At 63.0% G+C, this 18,434-nt stretch carries 14 protein-coding genes; all 14 read right to left on the bottom strand.

Features of this window, described 5'->3' with window-relative positions; translation table 11 throughout:
* Positions 1 to 31: 31 nt before the first annotated feature.
* On the bottom strand, positions 32 to 6,409 hold the full coding sequence (locus AC6I6H_RS12360; protein WP_497954175.1) for an amino acid adenylation domain-containing protein: 6,378 nt from the start codon (positions 6,407 to 6,409) through the stop codon (positions 32 to 34).
* Positions 6,410 to 6,446: 37 nt separating this feature from the next.
* The gene (locus tag AC6I6H_RS12355) at positions 6,447 to 7,811 is read right to left on the bottom strand and encodes a condensation domain-containing protein (protein ID WP_497954128.1); all 1,365 of its coding nucleotides are present in this window, start codon (positions 7,809 to 7,811) and stop codon (positions 6,447 to 6,449) included.
* The gene (locus AC6I6H_RS12350) at positions 7,808 to 9,055 is read right to left on the bottom strand and encodes an aminotransferase-like domain-containing protein (RefSeq protein ID WP_497954127.1); all 1,248 of its coding nucleotides are present in this window, start codon (positions 9,053 to 9,055) and stop codon (positions 7,808 to 7,810) included. The genes AC6I6H_RS12355 and AC6I6H_RS12350 overlap by 4 nt, the downstream gene beginning before the upstream one ends.
* A 25-nt stretch (positions 9,056 to 9,080) precedes the next feature.
* Positions 9,081 to 9,254, bottom strand: coding sequence for a hypothetical protein (locus AC6I6H_RS12345; protein WP_497954126.1), 174 nt, complete (start codon positions 9,252 to 9,254; stop codon positions 9,081 to 9,083).
* Positions 9,227 to 10,573, bottom strand: coding sequence for a phenylacetate--CoA ligase family protein (locus AC6I6H_RS12340; protein WP_497954125.1), 1,347 nt, complete (start codon positions 10,571 to 10,573; stop codon positions 9,227 to 9,229). The genes AC6I6H_RS12345 and AC6I6H_RS12340 overlap by 28 nt, the downstream gene beginning before the upstream one ends.
* A 20-nt stretch (positions 10,574 to 10,593) precedes the next feature.
* Positions 10,594 to 11,385, bottom strand: a complete 792-nt coding sequence (locus AC6I6H_RS12335; protein ID WP_497954124.1) for a hypothetical protein — start codon at positions 11,383 to 11,385, stop codon at positions 10,594 to 10,596.
* Positions 11,382 to 12,185, bottom strand: coding sequence for a peptidase U32 family protein (locus AC6I6H_RS12330; RefSeq protein ID WP_497954123.1), 804 nt, complete (start codon positions 12,183 to 12,185; stop codon positions 11,382 to 11,384). The genes AC6I6H_RS12335 and AC6I6H_RS12330 overlap by 4 nt, the downstream gene beginning before the upstream one ends.
* Positions 12,186 to 12,207: 22 nt before the next feature.
* Positions 12,208 to 12,987 (bottom strand): thiamine pyrophosphate-dependent enzyme, encoded by a 780-nt coding sequence (locus AC6I6H_RS12325; protein WP_497954121.1) that lies wholly within the window; start codon positions 12,985 to 12,987, stop codon positions 12,208 to 12,210.
* 20 nt (positions 12,988 to 13,007) lie between these two features.
* Positions 13,008 to 14,594: a B12-binding domain-containing radical SAM protein gene (locus tag AC6I6H_RS12320; RefSeq protein WP_497954120.1), complete on the bottom strand. Its 1,587-nt coding sequence runs from the start codon at positions 14,592 to 14,594 to the stop codon at positions 13,008 to 13,010.
* A gap of 13 nt (positions 14,595 to 14,607) precedes the next feature.
* Positions 14,608 to 15,843, bottom strand: coding sequence for a phenylglyoxylate dehydrogenase (locus tag AC6I6H_RS12315; protein WP_497954118.1), 1,236 nt, complete (start codon positions 15,841 to 15,843; stop codon positions 14,608 to 14,610).
* Positions 15,840 to 16,112 carry a 4Fe-4S binding protein gene (locus AC6I6H_RS12310; protein ID WP_497954117.1) on the bottom strand — a complete coding sequence of 91 codons (273 nt, stop codon included), beginning with the start codon at positions 16,110 to 16,112 and terminating at the stop codon, positions 15,840 to 15,842. The genes AC6I6H_RS12315 and AC6I6H_RS12310 overlap by 4 nt, the downstream gene beginning before the upstream one ends.
* Positions 16,090 to 16,869, bottom strand: coding sequence for a 2-oxoacid:acceptor oxidoreductase family protein (locus AC6I6H_RS12305; RefSeq protein WP_497954116.1), 780 nt, complete (start codon positions 16,867 to 16,869; stop codon positions 16,090 to 16,092). Before AC6I6H_RS12305 ends, AC6I6H_RS12310 begins: the two co-directional genes overlap by 23 nt.
* A gap of 71 nt (positions 16,870 to 16,940) precedes the next feature.
* The gene (locus AC6I6H_RS12300) at positions 16,941 to 17,642 is read right to left on the bottom strand and encodes a thioesterase II family protein (RefSeq protein WP_497954115.1); all 702 of its coding nucleotides are present in this window, start codon (positions 17,640 to 17,642) and stop codon (positions 16,941 to 16,943) included.
* 249 nt (positions 17,643 to 17,891) lie between these two features.
* Entirely contained in the window at positions 17,892 to 18,383 is a 492-nt protein-coding gene (gene loaP, locus AC6I6H_RS12295; protein WP_497954114.1) for an antiterminator LoaP, read from the bottom strand.
* Positions 18,384 to 18,434: the final 51 nt, after the last annotated feature.

The following is an 18,434-nucleotide window of genomic DNA, read 5'->3' as shown; positions in this document are numbered from 1 at the left end:
CATCGTTCTGGATCGGAATCGCGCCCTTTCATCAGAATTGTCCGGCCGGACGGATGGCCGCCACGCTTTCCAGCATGCCGGCGTAGAGCGTCATCAGCCGCTCCGCGTGCCCGGTATTCAACAGCCTCGGATTCGCCAGGCAAGCAAAGCGGATGCCGCCGTCCGCTTCCGCCGTCCATTCCACAATCAAATCAAATGAAGTCAAGAGACGCTCCGGGGCGAAAGTCCCCCGTTTGCGGGTCAACAGCGTCAGCAGCGTACCGGGGCGGCGGACTTCCCCCGGCTTTCCGGCCAGCGGATGAACGTCATCCGCCGAAACGGCCAGCCGCTTGCTCCGCACCTGCCGGATCAGAGCAGGCACCGATGCATCCTTGGGCAGCCCGATTACGAGCAGCGCGGCTTCTTCCCGGTCCTCTGCCGAGCCGACCGAGACCGGAACGGCGTCCGTCTGCGCGGCATCCGCCAAGACAAGCGCGAGGAGGGCCAGCAAGACATCCTGCGCATCCGCCTCGTGAGCCATGCACAGATCCTTCAGTCCTTCGGCCAGCTCAGCGGAAAGGGCAAAGCCCAAAGCCGCGGCCGGTTCTTCCGTGCTCTCCGACCCGAAGGCGGACGGCCACGGCAGCTCCCGGCGGGAAAGGGCGGGCCCTACGGTGGCGATTCCGGCAAGGTGCCCCGCCAGGGCGCGGATCGTCGGGTATTTAAAGAAGTCCGTCACTTGCAGCGCGGGATACCGTTTGACGAGGTCGCCGTGCACATTCAGGACTTGCAGCGAATTGCCCCCGATCTCGAAGAAATTGTCCTCCGCGCCGAAATCGTCCGCAGCCAGATGCGCCGCCCAAGCGGCGCGCACGATAACCTCCGCCGAGTCCGGCACCGGGCCGGTTTCTTCCCGGCTGCGGCCCAGCCTCGGGGGAGGCAGCAGAGCCCGGTTGATTTTGCCGTTTTCCATGAGCGGGAAAACGTCCAGGCTCACAAAATAATCCGGCACCATATAAGCCGGAAGCGAGCGCTGCAGCTCCTTTCTCCATTCGGCGGGACCGTCCGCCCCGTCTTTCGCTTTTACATACGCGGTCAGAAACGCGTCCCCGGCCGGTCCCGGAAAGGCGGTAACAAACGCCTCTTCAACTCCGGGCAGCCGCAGCAGGCGGTGCTCGATCTCTTCGGTTTCCACCCGGTAGCCTCTGATTTTCACCTGCGTGTCCCGGCGGCCCCGGTAAATCAGCCGGCCGTCCTCGCGCAAAACGGCTATGTCGCCGGTTTTGTAAAGTGCCGTTCCCGGGCCAAACGGATTGGGCACGAACCGCTCCGCAGACAGCGCCTCCCGGTTCCAGTAGCCCGGCGAAACGCCGATGCCGGCCACGTGAAGCTCGCCCGGAATGCCCGGAGCGCAGATGCGGCCGTCTCCGTCCAGCACGTAAGTCTGCATATTCGGAATGGGATGCCCGATCGGCACGTCGGCCTCCGTATCGGCCGCCGGGTCATAGAGATGGATCATGCAGCCGACTACGGTCTCCGTCGGGCCGTATTCGTTGAAAATCCGCACACCGCCGGGAAAATGAGCCGTGATCCGGGCGGCCGTTTCCGTCTTGAGCGCTTCTCCGCCCACGATAAAGGTATGAAGCCGCGACATGGACACCTCCATCTCCAGCAAAGTCCGAAGCTGGGAAGGCGTCACCTTGATTACGGTGGCTCTCCCGTCCTGCACGATACGCGCAAGCGCGTCCAGCTCTCTGGGATAGACAAGGAGCGTATGGCCTCCGAGGAGCGGCCCGAACAAGGAAGTTACGGTCAGGTCGCAGGCGGGCGACGCGTACAAAGGCACGGCGGTGCCGGGACAGTCAAAATACGCCTTGTTTGCCCACTGGATGTAGTTGACCACGCCTTTTTGGCGGATCAGACAGCCCTTCGGCCGTCCGGTTGTGCCGGAGGTGTAAATCATATAAATCAGGTCGTCCGGACCGGACTTCCGGCCAAGCGGAGCAGTCCGTTCCGCGTCAAGCGGCAGCTCCTCGACAACCGCCGTCTCCGCGACGCGCCAGGCGCGGTCCGCCAGATTTCGCTCGGTGAGCAAAAGCGCGCTCCCGCTATCCTCCAGCAGCTCATTGATGCGTTCTTCCGGAAAGGCGGGGTCAATCGGAACATAAGCCGCTCCCGCCTTGAGAATGCCGAGAATGCCGGTGACCAGCCGTTCGGAATTGTGCAGCAGCACGGCCACAAACGCGCCCTTCTCCACTCCGCGCCGGATCAACTCATCCGCCAGATTGTCCGACCGCCGTTTGAGCTCGCGGTAGGTCATTTCCCGGTCTCCGTCGCAAATGGCGATCCGGTCGGGGTAACGGTCCGCACAGCGGTCGAACAGCTCCGGTATGCTGTCTCCCTGGAGCGGCTCCGATGGGCCGGCGCAGGCGGCCGCCAGCCGCTCCGTCTCCTCCCGCCCGATAAGCGGAAAGAAGGCAAGCGTCTCTTCCGGACGGGCCGCCACGCACGCGGCCAAATGCCGGAAGCAGGAGGCAAACCTTTCGGCGGTGCTCCGCTTGAACAAACCGGCGGCGTATTCCAGCTCGAACCTCAGCTCGCCGGAGCGGGCGTCCTCTTCCGCGAACAAGGTCAAGTCGAATTTGGCCGTGGTCCGTTCGCAGGGCAGCTTCCGCAGCCGCAGCCCGTCCGCCTCGACCGGCGCCTCTTCCTCGGTCGTCATTGCAAACATGACATCGAACACCGGGTGCCGCTCCGGGCGGCGCGGCATCCGCAGCTCGCCGACCAGGTCGTCAAATTGATATTCCTCGTGCCGGACGGCTCCGGCGATCTTCTCCATCACCCGTCGGAGCAGGGAAGAAAACGGCTCCTGCCGCGCAAGCGTCATGCGAATCGGCAGCGTATTCGCAAACATCCCCACAATCCGGGCCGCGTCGGGATGGCTGCGGCCCGCCGATACGGTTCCGACAATCAGCTCCTCCTGGCCCGTGAGCTTGTGCAGGAACAGGAACCATACCGCAAACAACGCTGTGTACAGCGTTGCTCCCTGGGCTTCCGCCGCCTCGGCGAGCCCTTTCGCCGCGCTGGCGGGCAGGGCGAACCGCACCGAGCCCCCTTCGCTTTTCCAGACAGTCGGCCGGAGAAAATCGGCCGGAAGCTCCAGCAGGGGAAGCGGACCGGCAAATTCCTTCAGCCAATAATCCCGCTGTCCGGCTAGCTCCGCCGACTTGCTCCGCTCCTGCTGCCAAACGGTGTAATCCGCGTAGGTCCTTTTTAAAGGGGGCAGCTCCCGCCCGGTCAAAAGCGCAGCCAGCTCCTCCATCAAAATGCGGCAGGAGAACCCGTCGGCGATCAAATGATGCATCTCCACGCCCAAAAGGGCATGGCCCGAGCCTGCTTCTTCCGCCAGCCGGATGCGCATGAGGGGAGCCTCCTCCAGGTTGAACGCTCCTTCCGGGAAGACCGCGACCGGAGCGGTCCCGGTGTCTTCCCTTTCCTTTGGGGCACAAACTTTGTCCGCAGCAGCAGCGTCCTCCCCCGGTTCGCTCTCGGACGCCGGGGTATTCCCACCGTCTTTCCCTTCGCCCCCTCGGACCGTGACGGCAAGCTCCGCCGACTCGGCCGTCCGCTGGACAAGCGAGCCGTCCGCCTGCCGGACAAAAGCCGTCCGGAGCATCGGATGCCGCCGGACCAGCCGGCGGAACGCTTCCTCAAGCGCCGGATGGCTCCAGCTCCCTTCCAGCCGGTAAACGCCGGCCATGTGGTAAAAGGTGCTCTCGGGCTCCAGCATTTGCAGCAGATAGAGGCGTCTTTGGGCCGGGGACAGCGGGTAGCCGTCCGGTTGCGGCGCCGCCTGCGGAAGAGAAGCGTCCCCTTCGCCCCGGCGCCGTTCCACAAGCTCCGCCAAGCCGCGCAGCGTCGGATGCCGGAACAGCTCCGCAAACGCAATGTGGACCCCAAACCGTTCATGAAGCGCCGTCACCAGCGACATGGCTTTCAGGGAATGACCGCCCAGCTCGAAAAAGGAATCTTGCGGCCCCGCATTCTCCCCGCGTCCCGGAAGCAGCTGCGCCCAGATGCCGGCAACCGCCCGTTCCGTTTCGCTCTGCCCGGCGTCCGGCCTCCGTTCCGTTTCGTCTTGCGAAGGTGCCGTTTTCCGCGCGGCTTCTTTTCGGCGGAGTTCCAGAGCGGCGGCGTCGACCTTTCCGTTCGGCGTCAGCGGAATCTGCGGCACGGTCACCACTTCCGCCGGGATCATATAGGGAGGAAGCTCGCCGACCAGCCAGGTCCGGACCGCTTCGGCGTCCACTGGAGATTCCGCCACCAGATAAGCGCACAGGCCAAGCTCCCGCTCTTCCTCCGCTTCGCCCGCTTCCCTCACGAGCACGACCGCTTCCGCAATCCCCGGATAGCGAACCAGGCAGCTTTCCACCTCGCCGGTTTCCACCCGGGAGCCGCGGATTTTTACCTGCCGGTCCTTCCGCCCCAGAAACTCCAAGGTGCCGTCAGGCAGCCAGCGGGCGTTGTCCCCGGTGCGGTACAGCCGTTCCCCCGGCCGAAACGGGTTCGGCAGAAACCGTTCCGCCGTCAGCTCGGGCTGCCCCAGGTACCCCCGGCTGACACCCGCCCCGCCGACATACAGCTCGCCCTGCACCCCGGCCGGGCAGAGCTTCCCTTTCCGGTCAAGCACATAAAGGGAGGCGTTGGTGACAGGGCGTCCGATCGGAATGCGTCCCGCGTACTCCCGTTCCACCGGCATCCAGGAGGAAAACGTCGTGTTTTCCGTCGGGCCGTACATGTGAACGATCCGCAATTCGGGATACCGCTTCCGGATCCGGTTCAGCAGGTGCGGACGCACCGTGTCTCCCCCGATCAGAAAATAGCGGAGACCGGCAAAAACCGTTTCGTCGGCGGCCGCAATCCGGTTGAAGACCGCCGGCACCAGGTGCAAAACCGTAATCCCGTTGTCCCGGATGTAAGCGCCCAGGCGGAACGGATCAAGGAGGATCGTTTCGTCGATCACATGCAGCTGCGTCCTGTTCAGCAGAGAAGCCCATATCTCGAAGGTGGTAATGTCGAACACCGCCGAGCCCGTCATCAAGAGCCGGTCCCGCCCCGGCTCCAGCCCGATAAAGTTCATGGACAGCATCCGCGCGAGCACGTGGCGGTGCTCGATCATCACCCCTTTGGGCGTCCCGGTCGTCCCCGAAGTAAACAGCACGTAAGCAAGGTCCGAGCCCTCCGGGGCTTTAGCGGCCAGGGAACCGGACAAGGGAGCGGAAAGCCGTCCCATGTCCACAACCGGCCCCGGAAAGGCCAGCGCTTCCCTTTCTTGCTCGCAGCCGGAAACGAGCAGAGCCGCCGCCTGCGCGCGCTCCAGCATGGAGGCCGTCCGGTTGCGGGGATATTTCGGGTCCAGCGGCACATAAGCGGCCCCGGCCTTCAAAATCCCCAGCATGCCGGCGATCAGCTCCAGCGAAGGCCGGGCCAGGAGACCGACCAGGCTCCCTTTGCCGGCGCCGCTTGCGTGCAGCTGTGCGGCTATCCGGTCGGACTCGGCTTCGAGCTCGCGGTAGCTGTACGAGCGTTCGCCGCATACGACGGCCGTTTCATCCGGTGCGGCCTCCGCCGTCCGGCGGAGAACATCCGGCAGGCTGACGCGCTCCGGGAAGGCCCGGTCCGCGCGGTGCCATCCGGCCGCCAAGCGCTCTTCCTCCTCCCGGGGCAGCACCCGGCAGCGGTCAATGGCGATGGCGGGGTCCTCCAGCGCCTGCTCCAGCACAAGCAGCACCCGGCCCAGAAACGCCCCGGCCGATTCGGGCCGGTACAGAGAAGCGTCGTAGCGCAGCTCCAGACCCTCCACGCCGTCCTTGTCCGAAAGGAGCGAAAAGCTGAGCTCGGGCTCGGCGCGGCCTTCAGCGCCGGGAGCCTCCGCCGGATGCAGCCGGTCCCACCGGACCCGGTAGCGGAACGGCCAGGTCTGGTCCGCCATCCTCAGCCGGTTCATTGCTTTGCGAACCGGATAGACGCCGTGGCGGTAGCTCTCCTGCACGGCCGCATTCATGCGGAGCAGCAGCGTGCGAAACGTCTCCTCCCCGTCTACCGCGCAGCGCACCGGCAGCTCGCCGTCGTCGCCGTTGCCGTGCCCTATCAGGGGAGGAATGCAGAGCACCGCATCTCCCGGCTCCGCCGAACGGGCAAGCGCCGCAGCGATCGCGGCGGCTATCGTCACGAAGGCGGCCGTGTCCTGTCCGCGGCACAGGGCCGCCAGCGCCCGGCGTTCTTTTTCCGCCAGCATTGCCGAGCATCGGCCCGCCGCTTTCGTCCGGCCGGGGGCAAAATCGGGAAGCAGCGCAAGCGCGGGCGTTTCCTCCTGCAGCAGGCGGGTCCAGTAATCCTGCGCTTCTTCAAAGCCGTCTTTTTCCGGCACCCAGGTCAAGCTCCTCACTCCTTTCCATTCAACCGCTCTAAAATTGAAACTCCGCCGCCTGCCATTCCGCCTGCGCCGGCCTTTCATACAGCAGCCCTTCCACCGGCTTGTCCGCGTATTCCGGCAGAGCTGCCAGCATCCGGGTAAAATGGGCCTCCATCCGCTCCGCTTTTTCCCGGGCGCAGCGGGAAGGATCATAGACCAGATCCAGCTCGAACCCGTTCAGCATCCGCGCCTCCGCTGCAAGCGCAAACCGGCTCCCGCCGGCCGACTCGCGGAACTCCCTCAAGCGGAGGCCGTGTGCGGGAAGGGCATTTTCCAGGGATGCCGGATAATTTTCAACCACAAAAAACGTATCGTACAGCGGGTGGCTGCCGTTCCCGGCGGCCGCGCGGATGACGTGCGGGGGACAGGCTTCCGCCGGCCCGCGGCGCAGCGCCTCTTCCCGGACCCGGCGGAGAAGGCCCGCCAGACTCTCGCCGGGCGCCGACCGGACCCGGACCGGAACGGTATTCATGAACAGCCCCGCCCAGTCCGCAATGCCCGGCAGCGGAGCCTGCCTCCCGGAAACCGCCGTCCCGAAGAGGACGTCGTCCGTGTGCGTTTCCCTTTGCAGCGCCAGTCCCCATACCGTCTGAAGCAGCAGCGCCGGAGAGATTTCTAGCGTCCGGCAGAAGCGCAGAACCGGCTCGAGCCGCTCCGCCGTCCAGCCGGTTTTGAGGCGCCGCACCGCCCCTGCGTCCGCCGGGAGCGCCATCCGGTCACCGGCAAGAGCCGGCTCCGCGCCGGCCAGATACTCCGCCCAGAAGGCGGTCTGCTCCTTTAGCGGCTGCCGCCGCTGCCAGCGGATCCACGGCTTCGGGCCGGTCGGAGCGGCCGGGACAAGCTTCCCGCCGCCAATCAGCTCGCCGTAAGCCCGGATAAACGAACGAAGGATTACCGCGTTGCTCCAGCCGTCGTACAGAATGTGGTGATGGTTCACAATGACGTGAAAGACGTCTTCCCCGGTCGGGCCCGCCAGGACCGAGAAAGGGACCCGGCGCAGGTCAAAGCCGTTCCGCCGGCTTTCCTCCTTCATCTGTTCCAGCCGGGAGCGGCTTTCTTCCCCGGACAGTCCCCGCAGGTCAAAGCATTCCAGCTTGGGCGGCGGATCGGACAAAATGACCTGCACCGGCTCGCGCAGCCCTTCCCAGCGGAACACGGTCCGGAGCGCGTCATGGCTGCGGACCACATGCCGCCAGGCTTTTTCCATCGCCTCCGGGGAATAAACGCCTTCGAAGATCAGCTCCACCTGCTCGTAATACGAATCCTCGGTCCCCCGCAGCAGATGCTCGGCCAGGATGGCCTGCTGCATCGGAGTGAGCGCCAATACATCGGTTACCTCGCGCGTGTCCAGTTTCATCGGCGGCTCCCGAGATATCCCGCAAGCCGGGACACGCCCGTTTCGATGGCCTCCGGGGTCAAATTGCTGAACGCCAGCCGAAGCTGCCGGGAGCTTTTATCCTTGCGCAGCTGAAACAGATGCATCGGGCACACAATGACGCCGTAGTCGCGCGCGCATTCCTCGAGCAGCGCGTCGGTCCACGCCAGCTCCGTCGTCAGCGTCATAAAAAAACCGCCCGGCGGCTTGACCGCCTCCGCCTCCGTCCCGAGCTGCGCCTTCAAAGCATCCGCGAGCAGATCGCGGTTCCTGCGCGCGTTCTCCACCTTCGGACGCACAAACGCGCGGAGCGAGCCGTCCTCCCGTTCCAGGAGCGCGCCGGCGATGGCCTGCAGCAGGGTGGACGTGTTGACCGTGAGAAAGCTTTTGACCTTCTTGCATTCCTCGGCGAGCGCCGTCCGATTGCCGCTTCCAGGAGGCCCTCCGACAACCAGATAACCGAGCCGAAGCGAAGGGAAAATCGACTTGGCAAAGCTGCCGATGTAAAGGACCCGGCCGCTCCTGTCCAAGGCTTTCAGCGTAGGAATCTTTTCCCCGTCGTAGAGGTAGTAGCCGTACGGGTTGTCCTCGACAATGTGAAAGTCGTACGTTTCCGCCAGCTCCAGCAGCTTGCGCCGTTTGGAGAGCGGCATATAGGCCCCGGTCGGATTGTGAAAGTCGGGCACCTCGTAAACGGCCCGGGGCCGCTTGCCCTTCCGGGTCAGCTCGACAAGCGCCGCCTCCAGCTCCTCCAGGTCAAGACTGTCGGCGTCCCGTCCGACGGGATGGATGGAAACGCCGCTGATTTTGGCAAAGCCCGCGAAGCCGACATAAGACAGGTTGCTGACCAGAAGCACGTCGTCGGGGGAAGAAAAAAGCGTATGGATGGCAATCGCCATTCCCTCTTGGGCTCCATCCACCAGAAGAATCTGCTCCGGCTCGGCCTGGATGCCCTCGTCCCGAAGGAGCAGCCTCGCGATCTGCTCATTGATGATGCCCTTTGTCAGGTTGTACTGTCCGAGGCGGTTGAAAAAGTCGGTGTAGCTCTGCGCGGCCGGCTTGTGAGCGGCCACGTAATCCTTGATGCCCATCACCGTCCGTTCCACCTCGAAAAAGCTTTCCATCGGCCGGCCCGATCCGAAGGATACCGCGTCGGGGTAGGTCAGGCTCAGCTCGTTCAGCAGGTTCATGGACTCCAGGTAGGCGTCGGTTAGCCGGGTGTTCATCCGTTTTCCCCCTTCTCGGAAAAAATCAGCCTTCCAGGCATTCGATTCGGATCAGGGTCAGAAGCGCCTGGATTTGCGCCGCGTTTTTGCCCACGCAGGGCATGTTCCGGCCGTATCGCCGAATGTCTTCAAGGCAGGCTTCCGCCTCGGACAGCTTGCTTCGGAGAAGCGCTAGCTCCTGCCGGATTTCGTCCTCCACTCTTCTCCCCCCTTGCCGGTCCGAAGATCGATGACCCGCTTGGATTTCAGCTCGCCTTTCGGCAGAGAACCGTATGGCTTCAGCGTGACCGTGAAGCTCAGGCAGGTCCTGCTTCTCAACTGCTCGCGCACCCGCCGTTCCAGCGCCGCGTAATCCCCCGGCCGCACATGCGGAGCGCACTCGGCGACGAGTTCCGGCGGTTCATTGTCGCGGCCGATGACGACCGCGTACTCGCTGCCGAGTCCAGGGATGCCGGACACCACGTCTTCGATTACGGCAGGCGTGACCAGTGTTCCTTTGACCTTGATCAGATGGTCCACGCGCCCCGTAACCCCGCCTTTCAGCATCCGGTAGGAGCGGCCGCAGCCGCAGGGCTCCTCCATCCAGCAGGCCAGGTCCTGCGTGTTAAAGCGGATGCAGGGCTGCCCGCGCCGGTGAAACGCCGTGATCACCAGCGTGCCGTACTCGCCCGGCCGCTCAATGGCCGTCCGGGTGTCAAGGTCCAGCACCTCCACCAAAAACATGCTTTCGTTGACATGGAGGCCGCCGCTGCGCGAGGCGCATTCAAAGCCCCAGGCGCCGACCTCGGTTGCGCCGATATGGTCGTACACCTCGCAGCCCCAGGCCGATTCGATCGCCCTTTTGGTGGCCGGGATCAGCGCCCCCGGCTCCCCGGCGCAGATGATCCGCCGCACCGGTCCCCCGGCGAGGTCCAATCCCGCTTCCCGGGCGGCTTCCATCAGGCGGAAGATGTATGTCGGCGTCGTAATAACGGTCGTGATCCCGAGCTCATAGATTTTTTCCAGCCTCTGCGCGGAGGTCAACCCGCCGGCGGATACAACCTCCGCCCCGATCTTCTCGCAGCCGTAATGCGCACCCCAAAAGCCGATGAACAGGTTGTAGTTGAACGCGATCATCACCCTGTCGTGCTCGCGGACCTTTTGGGCCCAGAGAACGGCCGCCCAGCATTCCGCCCACCAGTACCAGTCGCCGAGCGTATCGGGCTGCCGCATGGGCGCATGCGTGGTGCCGCTCGTTTGGTGATAAAATGCCACGTCCCGCTCGGGTACCGCCAGCGCCGCGCCGTACACGCTTCCGCCGGACGCCTGCTGAAAAAACGCTTTGTCGACAATGGGAAGCCGCCCGATGTCGTTCCAGTCGCGGATGTCGTCCGGTTCGAGGCCCGCCGCGTCATACAAGCGCCGATAGGCCTCCGAATGCGCCCACGCGTACCGAACCGCTTCCCGAAGCCGCCGGAGCTGAAGCGCACGGAGCTCGTCCCGGGCCAGGGTTTCGCCGGCGGGGTTCCAATAAGGCATGGATGGCCGCTCCGTCCGCGTCATAGCTCAAGCCCGCCCGCATTGCAGATGACGAGCCCGCCCCGCAGCGGCTCGGTGCGCGGCCCCTCCGGCGCGTCGGCCGACAGCCCGCCGGAAGGCCCGGCCGGGGACTCCGGACCCGGCTTGGCGGAAGGACGGTAGAGAAAATGCCCGCTCGTCTTCATCCCCCGCTCGTCCCCCCTGCCGGAAAGCGCATAAGCGCCTGAAGCGCAGCGCTCCGGCTCGCACACATGCTCCGGGTGCCGCTCCCGGACCAGGCACGTCCGGGAAAAGGAAAACAGCTTGTCCGCGCCCTCCCGAATCCAAACCGGCAGAGCGGTGGCATGCTTCAGGTCCTTCAGCAAATCGCCGTCCCCGGCGTAGCACTCGACGGCCGCAACCGGAAAGCCGGACAAAAGCTCGAACCAATACGGATTGACGCGTTTGCGCTTGCGGATGCTGAACCGGCTCAGCACATAATCCATCTCCTCGTCGCATGAGCCGGGCAAGCCCGGCCCGTTAATCAGTGCTCCGTCAATCAAGCCGTCCCGTTTCAACCGGCGGAGAAACGCCAAAAAAGCCCGTTCCTGGCCGACCAGGTAATAGGGCTGCTGAATATAAATTTTTCCCGGTCCGCCCGCGTTTCGGACAGCTTCGCAAAAGCGGACCAGCCGCTCTTCGTTCCGGTCCGCACGGGCCGGCTCGCACAGGACGCTTCCAAGGATATAAGCTTCCGCCCGCTCGAACGGTGCCGGCGGACGGTCGGGAAGCAGCGGAAAGTGAATCCCCCTTTTCGGTCCTTCCCGGGTCATGCCCCCGCCTCCTCTCCGCCGCAAAGAGCGTCCGCCAGCCGGCGGAGCGTCCGGGTGCCGCGCGCCATATGGGCAAGCCCCCTGCCGCGCCCTTCGATCTTCCAGTGCCGGATGCCGAGCTCATACAGCCGCCCGGCTTCCTCGCCCCGGGACAACCGGTTGCCAAACGGCCGGAAAGCCGCCGCTTCGCCGCGCGCGTCACCGTCCAGCCGGAAGGGGAGGCCGCACAGCTGGGCCTCCCGGCCCTTCCCGCTGCCGTAAACGCAGGCGCAGTGCCCCACTTCGTTATAGCACTTCATGCCGTACGCAATCGCCTCCCACTCAAAGCCCTCGTAACGGGACACCATGCCGCTGATTTCCGCGGACAACGCAGAAGGCGGAAAAACGATCCGCGCCACCCCGAGCTCGCGGGCCAGCCGGAAATCCCACTCATGAAGACAGGACGCGTTTGCGCTCAAATGAACCGGGAGGCCGGGAAGGTACCGGCGGAGCGCCAGAATCAGCCCCCAATCCGAAGCGATCACTCCCGCCGCCTCGCCGTTTTCCAGCTTGCGGAGTTCTTCCAGGACCGACTCGACTTCCGTACCGGACAAGTCGCGGTTTATCGCAACGTAAAGCCGTTTCCCTCGTTCCCGGATCCGGGTCCCGCTCTCGCGGATATCCGGCCAGTCCAGTTCGACGCCGGTATGGTGCCAGGAGCTGCGGACAAGCCCGCAGTAAAGGGCGTCCGCGCCCGCGTCGAGCAGCGGGCCGATCTGCTCAAGGCGGGAGAAGCAGGTTACAATTTCAATCGACTGCACGTCATCTCCCCCACTGGTCTGGTTATGTTCGAAACCTTTTCTGCGGTCCAAAGTAATCCTCAGGCTTCGCGTCCCCCCGGGAAACCGGCTGATCCGCACGAGCGCCCCGGTCGATTTCATAAAGCGGCCACAGTCCGGTTTGAACGGCCTTTCGCGCCAGCTCAACCGTCAGATCGGGCGCAAACCCCCAGCCGGTCGGGCAGGGCGTATGGACGTGCAAGTAGCTCGGTCCGTCCGCTTTCATCGCCTTCGAGACCTTGCGCCTCAAATCGGGAACATACCCGATGGACGCCGACGCCAAATAAGGGATTCCGTGCGCCTCCACAATGGCCAGCATGTCTTTTTTGGTCTCGCCCTTGCCGCCCGGCGTCGTGCTGGTCCACGCCCCTTGCGGACTGGCGCCGCTCCGCTGCTTGCCTGTGTTCATGTAGGCTTCGTTGTCATAGCAGACGTACAGGACCCGTTCCCGCCGCTCCAGCATGCCGGACAACGCCTGCAGGCCGATGTCCACGGTGGCGCCGTCTCCGGCAAAGGCCAGCACGTGCACATCCCGTTTTCCCTGGCGGTCAAGCCCTGCCCGGATTCCGCCGGCGTAGGCGGCGGTGTTCTCCAGATTCCCTTGAAAGCCGGGAATGCGCAGCGCCGTCTGATCCCCGTATCCGGAAAAAAGCGCCGCGCAGCCCGGCGGAATGACAATAAAGGTATCCGGGCCGAGGACGTCCAGCACATGGCGGAGCGCGATTTCCATTCCGCAGCCCGTGCAGGTGCTTACGCCATTTGCCACCAAGCCGTTCATCGGCATCCTTCGTCCCTCCCTTTCATCTACAGGATCACCACGTTTGAGTCGTAGCCGCTGCGCATCAAGAACTGGTAAAGCTTTCGCTTGAGCCGCTCAAACCGCTCGGCCGCCCTCAGAAAGGCAACGGGCGGGAGGGCTTCCCGCGTCCAGGCTTCCATTCGTTCGGACGGCGCCTCTTCCTCCGCCAGGTCGATCATCGTCGTAATCCACCGGAAAAAAGCCATATTAAAAGCTTCCTTGATCTCGTGGTACTGACCGACCAGCACTTCGAAGAAGCGGAGCGCCTTCGGGTCTTGGCGGATTTCAAACAACCGGGCGTAATACCCGAGCGTCAAATTAAAATAGTCGAAGTAAAAGTCCAGAAGGGCGATCAGCCGGTCATGCGCTTGCTCCAGCTGCTTCTGATAATCGGTCAAAAAGTCATTCAGCCGTTCCACCCGCGGCTCGGCATACCGGTATGTCCGGTAAGCCGTTGCGGCCGGCAGAAGGAGGCCCCGTTCCGCCATCCGCTTGTACAATGGCGTTCCTTTGAAAATGGCCAGCTCCTGAATAAATTTCAAATCGTAGCCGTACCGGTGCAAAAACCGGCTGTTCTCCCGAAGCCCCTCCAGCGTGCTTTCGGGATTAAAGTTGATAAAGCCCGGGGAAATCCAAATGCCGTACGACCGAAAAAGCTCCATGATGCCGTGGTTGTCTTCGATCTTGGCGATTTTGTTGTAATACGCCAGGTCGCGGGCGTTGCCCGACTCGATTCCGATGCAGGCGCCTGTAAGGCCGGAAGCCTTGAGCAGCCTCATCGTCTCCGGCGTCGCCTTGCGCTGGAATTCAGCCCGAAAATCCGCATAATAGGCGATGGAAAGCCGCCGGTCTACGATTTCCTGGGCAAGCGAGGTCAGCCGCTGCAAATTGTCATTGGGGTCTTCAAAGCTGCTGTCGATAAAGTTGAACGCGCGGACGTTGTAATCGCGGACCAGCATTTCGATCTCGTCCGCCACGTTTCCGACCGATCTTCCCCGCCATTTGGTCCAGAACAGATGCGTTGCGCAGTAGGTGCAGCGGGCCAGACAGCCGCGCGAGCCGGAGATGGTCGCGATTTTCATTCGCTTTTCGACCAGAATGTCCCGGGCGGCGAACGGCAGACTGTCCAGATCGGCAATCAGCGGCCGCGGCCCGTTTCGCACCACCCCGCCTCCTTCCCGGTAGATCACGCCCCTTACATCGGCCAGCGTCTGGCCCGCCGACAGCCGGCCGACGGCCTCCAGCATGGTATCTTCGCCTTCCCCGGCCATGGCGAACGAGATGTGCTCGTTCTCTCGCAGAACGGTTTCCCCATGCGAGGTCGGATGAATGCCGCCCACACAAATCGACGCATCGGGCAGGACGGCTTTGACCCGTTCGATGACGCGGTAAACCGAATCCTTGGCCGCCTCGTAAACGGTAAAGCCAATGATGTCGGGACGAAACGACTCGATCCGGCCGAGGTTTACCTCCCGCTCATGATCCATGAGAAGCTCCACCTCGTGTCCGTTCCGGCGCAGAACGGAGGCAATGAGCGAAATCCCGATCTCCTCGATCGTTCCGGACATGAAATCATTGTAGATGAATGCCAACAAAACCTTCAGCTCACTCAGCCCCTTCGGCGGAATATTGCTTCAGCGCGCGGAGCGACATGGCGTCCTCCCGCAAACCGAGCCATTGCTTGCCTTCCGCGTAACGGCCTTCCCGCAGACTGGCCACAACCTCCTCCACCGCTTCGGGCGGAATGTCCCGTCCCCCCAGGCCGGCGATAAAGCCGACAATCCGAGGGTGCTCGCGCTCAAGCGCATGCCGCACTTCAAGGCCGAGCGGCCCTGCCTCCGCGCCCAGCCCCGCGCTTCGGTCCAGCACCGCGATGCCTGCAGGCGCCCGGCCGGCCAGCAGCCGGCGCAGCGCCTCGTGCGGAAAGGGCCGAAAGCAGGTCACTTTGACCGCACCGGCCCGAACGCCCCGTTCCCGCAAGCGGTCGACGGCGTATTTGACGGTACCGGCGGCCGATCCCATGCTGATGACGACAGCCTCCGCGTCCTCAAGGCGGTAGGCCTCCAGCAGGCCGTAATCGCGTCCGAACCGTTCCCGAAACGCCCGCTGCGTTTCCGGAAGGACCCGAAGCGCCTGCCGGAAGCCCTGCTCCTGCTGATACCGCATTTCCATAAACTCTTCGCTCGGCGTCAGGTTGTTGATGAACATGGGCCGTTCCAGAGAAAGGTGCAGGTTTTTCGGCCGGTAAGCGGGTAAAAAAGCGTCCGCCTGCTCCGGCTCCGGGAGTGAAACGGGCTGGAGCGAATGAGACACGAAAAAGCCGTCCATGCAGACCATGGCCGGTAATAACACATCTTCATGCTCGGCCGCCCGGTAAGCGATCAGCATCAGGTCGAGCACCTCTTGGGCATTCTCCGCGTACAGCTGAATCCACCCGGTGTCGCGCTCGGCCATCGTGTCCTGGTGGTCGCACCACAGGTTCCACGGGGAAACCAGGGAACGGTTGACCACCGGCATGACCAGCGGAATCCGGCAGCCGGCGGCGACGCCCAGCACCTCGTGCATCAGGGCGAGCCCGACGGAAGAGGTTGCCGTCGCCGCGCGGATGCCCGTCAGCTGAGCTCCGATCACATAGGACATGGCCGAATGCTCCGATTCCATGCACACATAGCGGCCGTCCAGTTCGCCGGAATCCGCCATCCGGGCCAGCCGCTCCACAAGCGGGCTCTGGGGCGTAATCGGGTAGGACGCGACAACGGAGACGCGGGCCAGGCGGACCGCTTCCGCCGCCGCCCCGTTCCCGTCGAGCATGACGAGTCCTTTTTGCGGGTTGGCCTTCATACGTTCACCATCCCGATTCCGCCAAAACGGCAAATGCGGGCGCAGATGCCGCAGCCTTTGCAGCAAGCGTCCCGGAAGGAGACGGCCGGGGCGGCATCCCGGCGAAACTCGATCACGCCCGTCGGGCAATAGGCGGCGCATTCGCCGCAGCGCAGACAAGCCTCGGCGTGGAACAAAGGCCTTGTCCGCTTCCAGGTGCCGACGGGCGAGTCCTCGCAGCGGGTGGCAACGGGTCCCAACAGCGTTTCAGAAAATAACGGTTTGTTCATAAGCTTGCCGGACCAGCTCCTTTACGGCGGGTTGAGGGGGGGACGCAAAATACTCCTCCAGGCACGGATAAACACTGTCGATGGAATACAGGCCGGTGCGGGCGAGCACGCCGAGCATAGCCAGATTGGGGATGTCGCTCCCGCACAGCGTAAGCGCAAGGCCGGTCGCGTCGGCCTGATAAATTTCCCGGAAGCCGCAGGCCGCAAACCGGTCCGGTTTTGCGGCATTCACAACGAGCCGGGTGTCGGGCTTTATCCCGTCCCGCACGGCTCCTCCCTTGGCTTCCAGGTCGGGGTCGAGCAGCAGAACAAGATCCGGCCGGCGCACGAACGCGTTCAACGTAATCGGCCGGTCGTCGGCCAGCACGTCGGCAAAAACCGGCGCGCCCCGCCGTTCGTGGCCGTAGGCCGGAAACATCCGCGCGTGCTTTCCTTCGTGAACGCACAACAAGGTGCACAGCAGCTTCGCCGCCGTAACGACGCCCTGCCCGCCCACGCCCAAAATTTTAAGCTGAATCATGAACTTCCTCCTCTCCTTCACGTTAAGCTTCTCGATCAGCCGGTCGTTCACCAGTGTCCGGATGCTCCGCTGCGCGCAGAGTGCATGGAGATCCGGAGATTCGGGCTGCGGCCGGTACTTGCTGGAGAAGAGGACCGCCCGCACAAGATCGGGCCGGAACGAAAGCAGCTCAATCGTGGGAAATACCCCGAGCGTGTACGAATAATCCGCCTTTCTCCGGTATGGTTTAGCATCCAAAAGATCCACCTCGTTAAAGAACCCGCATAAAGACCGGCCCTCGCCAAATGTATCCGTTTACACTTTTTCATTCAAATGGTTTGGACCAGCCGCTCATTGATCCGTTCCGCGATCGCCGGGAACTGCCGCTGCAAATAAAAATGACCGCCCGGAAAAAAACAAACCTCACATCCGCGGGATGTCAGGTCGCTCCACCGGTATAACTCGTCAAACGTAAATGCATCCTCCGTTCCGCTGAAAACCGTAATCGGAACGGGAAGCGGCGGCTTGCTCTCGTAACGGAATTCCTCCACCAGCCGAAAATCTTCGCGGATACGGGGCAGCGCCTCGGCCAGCAGCTCCGGGTGACCGGTCAGCTCCTCGATTCCGCCCATTTCGCGGAGTCTGGCGGCAAAAGCGGCGTCGTCCAAAGTGTGAATGGAATCACTACCCCTGCTAAGATGAGGCGCATGCCGCCCTGAACAGAAAAGACGCTCCGGCAAAGGAGCGTCCGAAAGCCAAAGCAAATGGCACGCTTCATGGATCATCAGGCTGCCCATGCTGTGCCCGAACAGCGCGTACCGGTCTCCCGGCTCAAGCGCCGAGCGGATCCTCCGGGCCAAATCCTCCACGGCCTCGCCCAGTGAGGCTGCGGCGGCTTCCTGCCACCTCGCTCCTTTGCCCGCCCGTTCCAGGGCGATCAGTCCGATACGGGGGTCGAGGCTTTTTCTCAACCGGGTGTAAGACGCGGCGCTTCCGCCGGCATGGGCTGCGCAAAACATTTTCAACTGCATCCATAACCCTCCCCAGCGCATAGCTTCGCCATGCGCATTCGTAACATGACGGATACATGGAGCCTTACTATGAAGCCGTCCCTCGCGTTGAAGTGCCTAAGCTTCGACAACCTCGCAACGGCCTTGCGTTATTTCCAGTTACTAACATATACTTACATGATACGACAGCTTCACCTATTTGAAAAGGCAAACTTAAAATATTTATATAAAACCCACATTCTTTTCCTCTTCTTCTTAAGGCTCCATTCCTCAAAATTCAATGCCCAGGTCGGCCTGATGGGCTTGGCCCAACATATCGAATCGCACCTTCGCACGGCGGGTGTGGGCATTCATTTTGTACACGTACTGCTCGCGGCCCCGGAGCGGACCGGCCACAACGCGTGTCTGGCCCCCTTCCATCTGTACGCGGGAATAATCGATTACGCCCTTCTCGTTGACCAGACTGAGCAGAAGCGTCATTTCCTCCGGGCGGACGTAGATGAATTGCTGGCCTTTGCATAAGATTTTCATCAATTTGGGCGTCTCGTTAATTTGCTGGTACGTCTCGTTGTCCATCGCCGCCCTGACAAAGACATAGCCGGGAAACAGCTTTTTCAAGACAGCGCGGAATTCTCCGTCCGTTTTCTCGGGCACTTTGCGCTTGGGGACCAGAATCTGATACTCGTCCTGAAACTTGTAACGGATATACCGTTCGACGGCATCCTCGAAGCCTGTTTTCACATAGAGTACATACCAGTTCATAGCGTTCCACCCTAATTTATCTTTTATATTCCATTTTAAACCAACCATTCC

The organism is Gorillibacterium sp. sgz306347 (genome assembly GCF_059735245.1).
The sequence above is the reverse complement of the archived record's forward strand: the minus strand, read 5'-3'. Positions and strand labels throughout refer to the sequence as shown.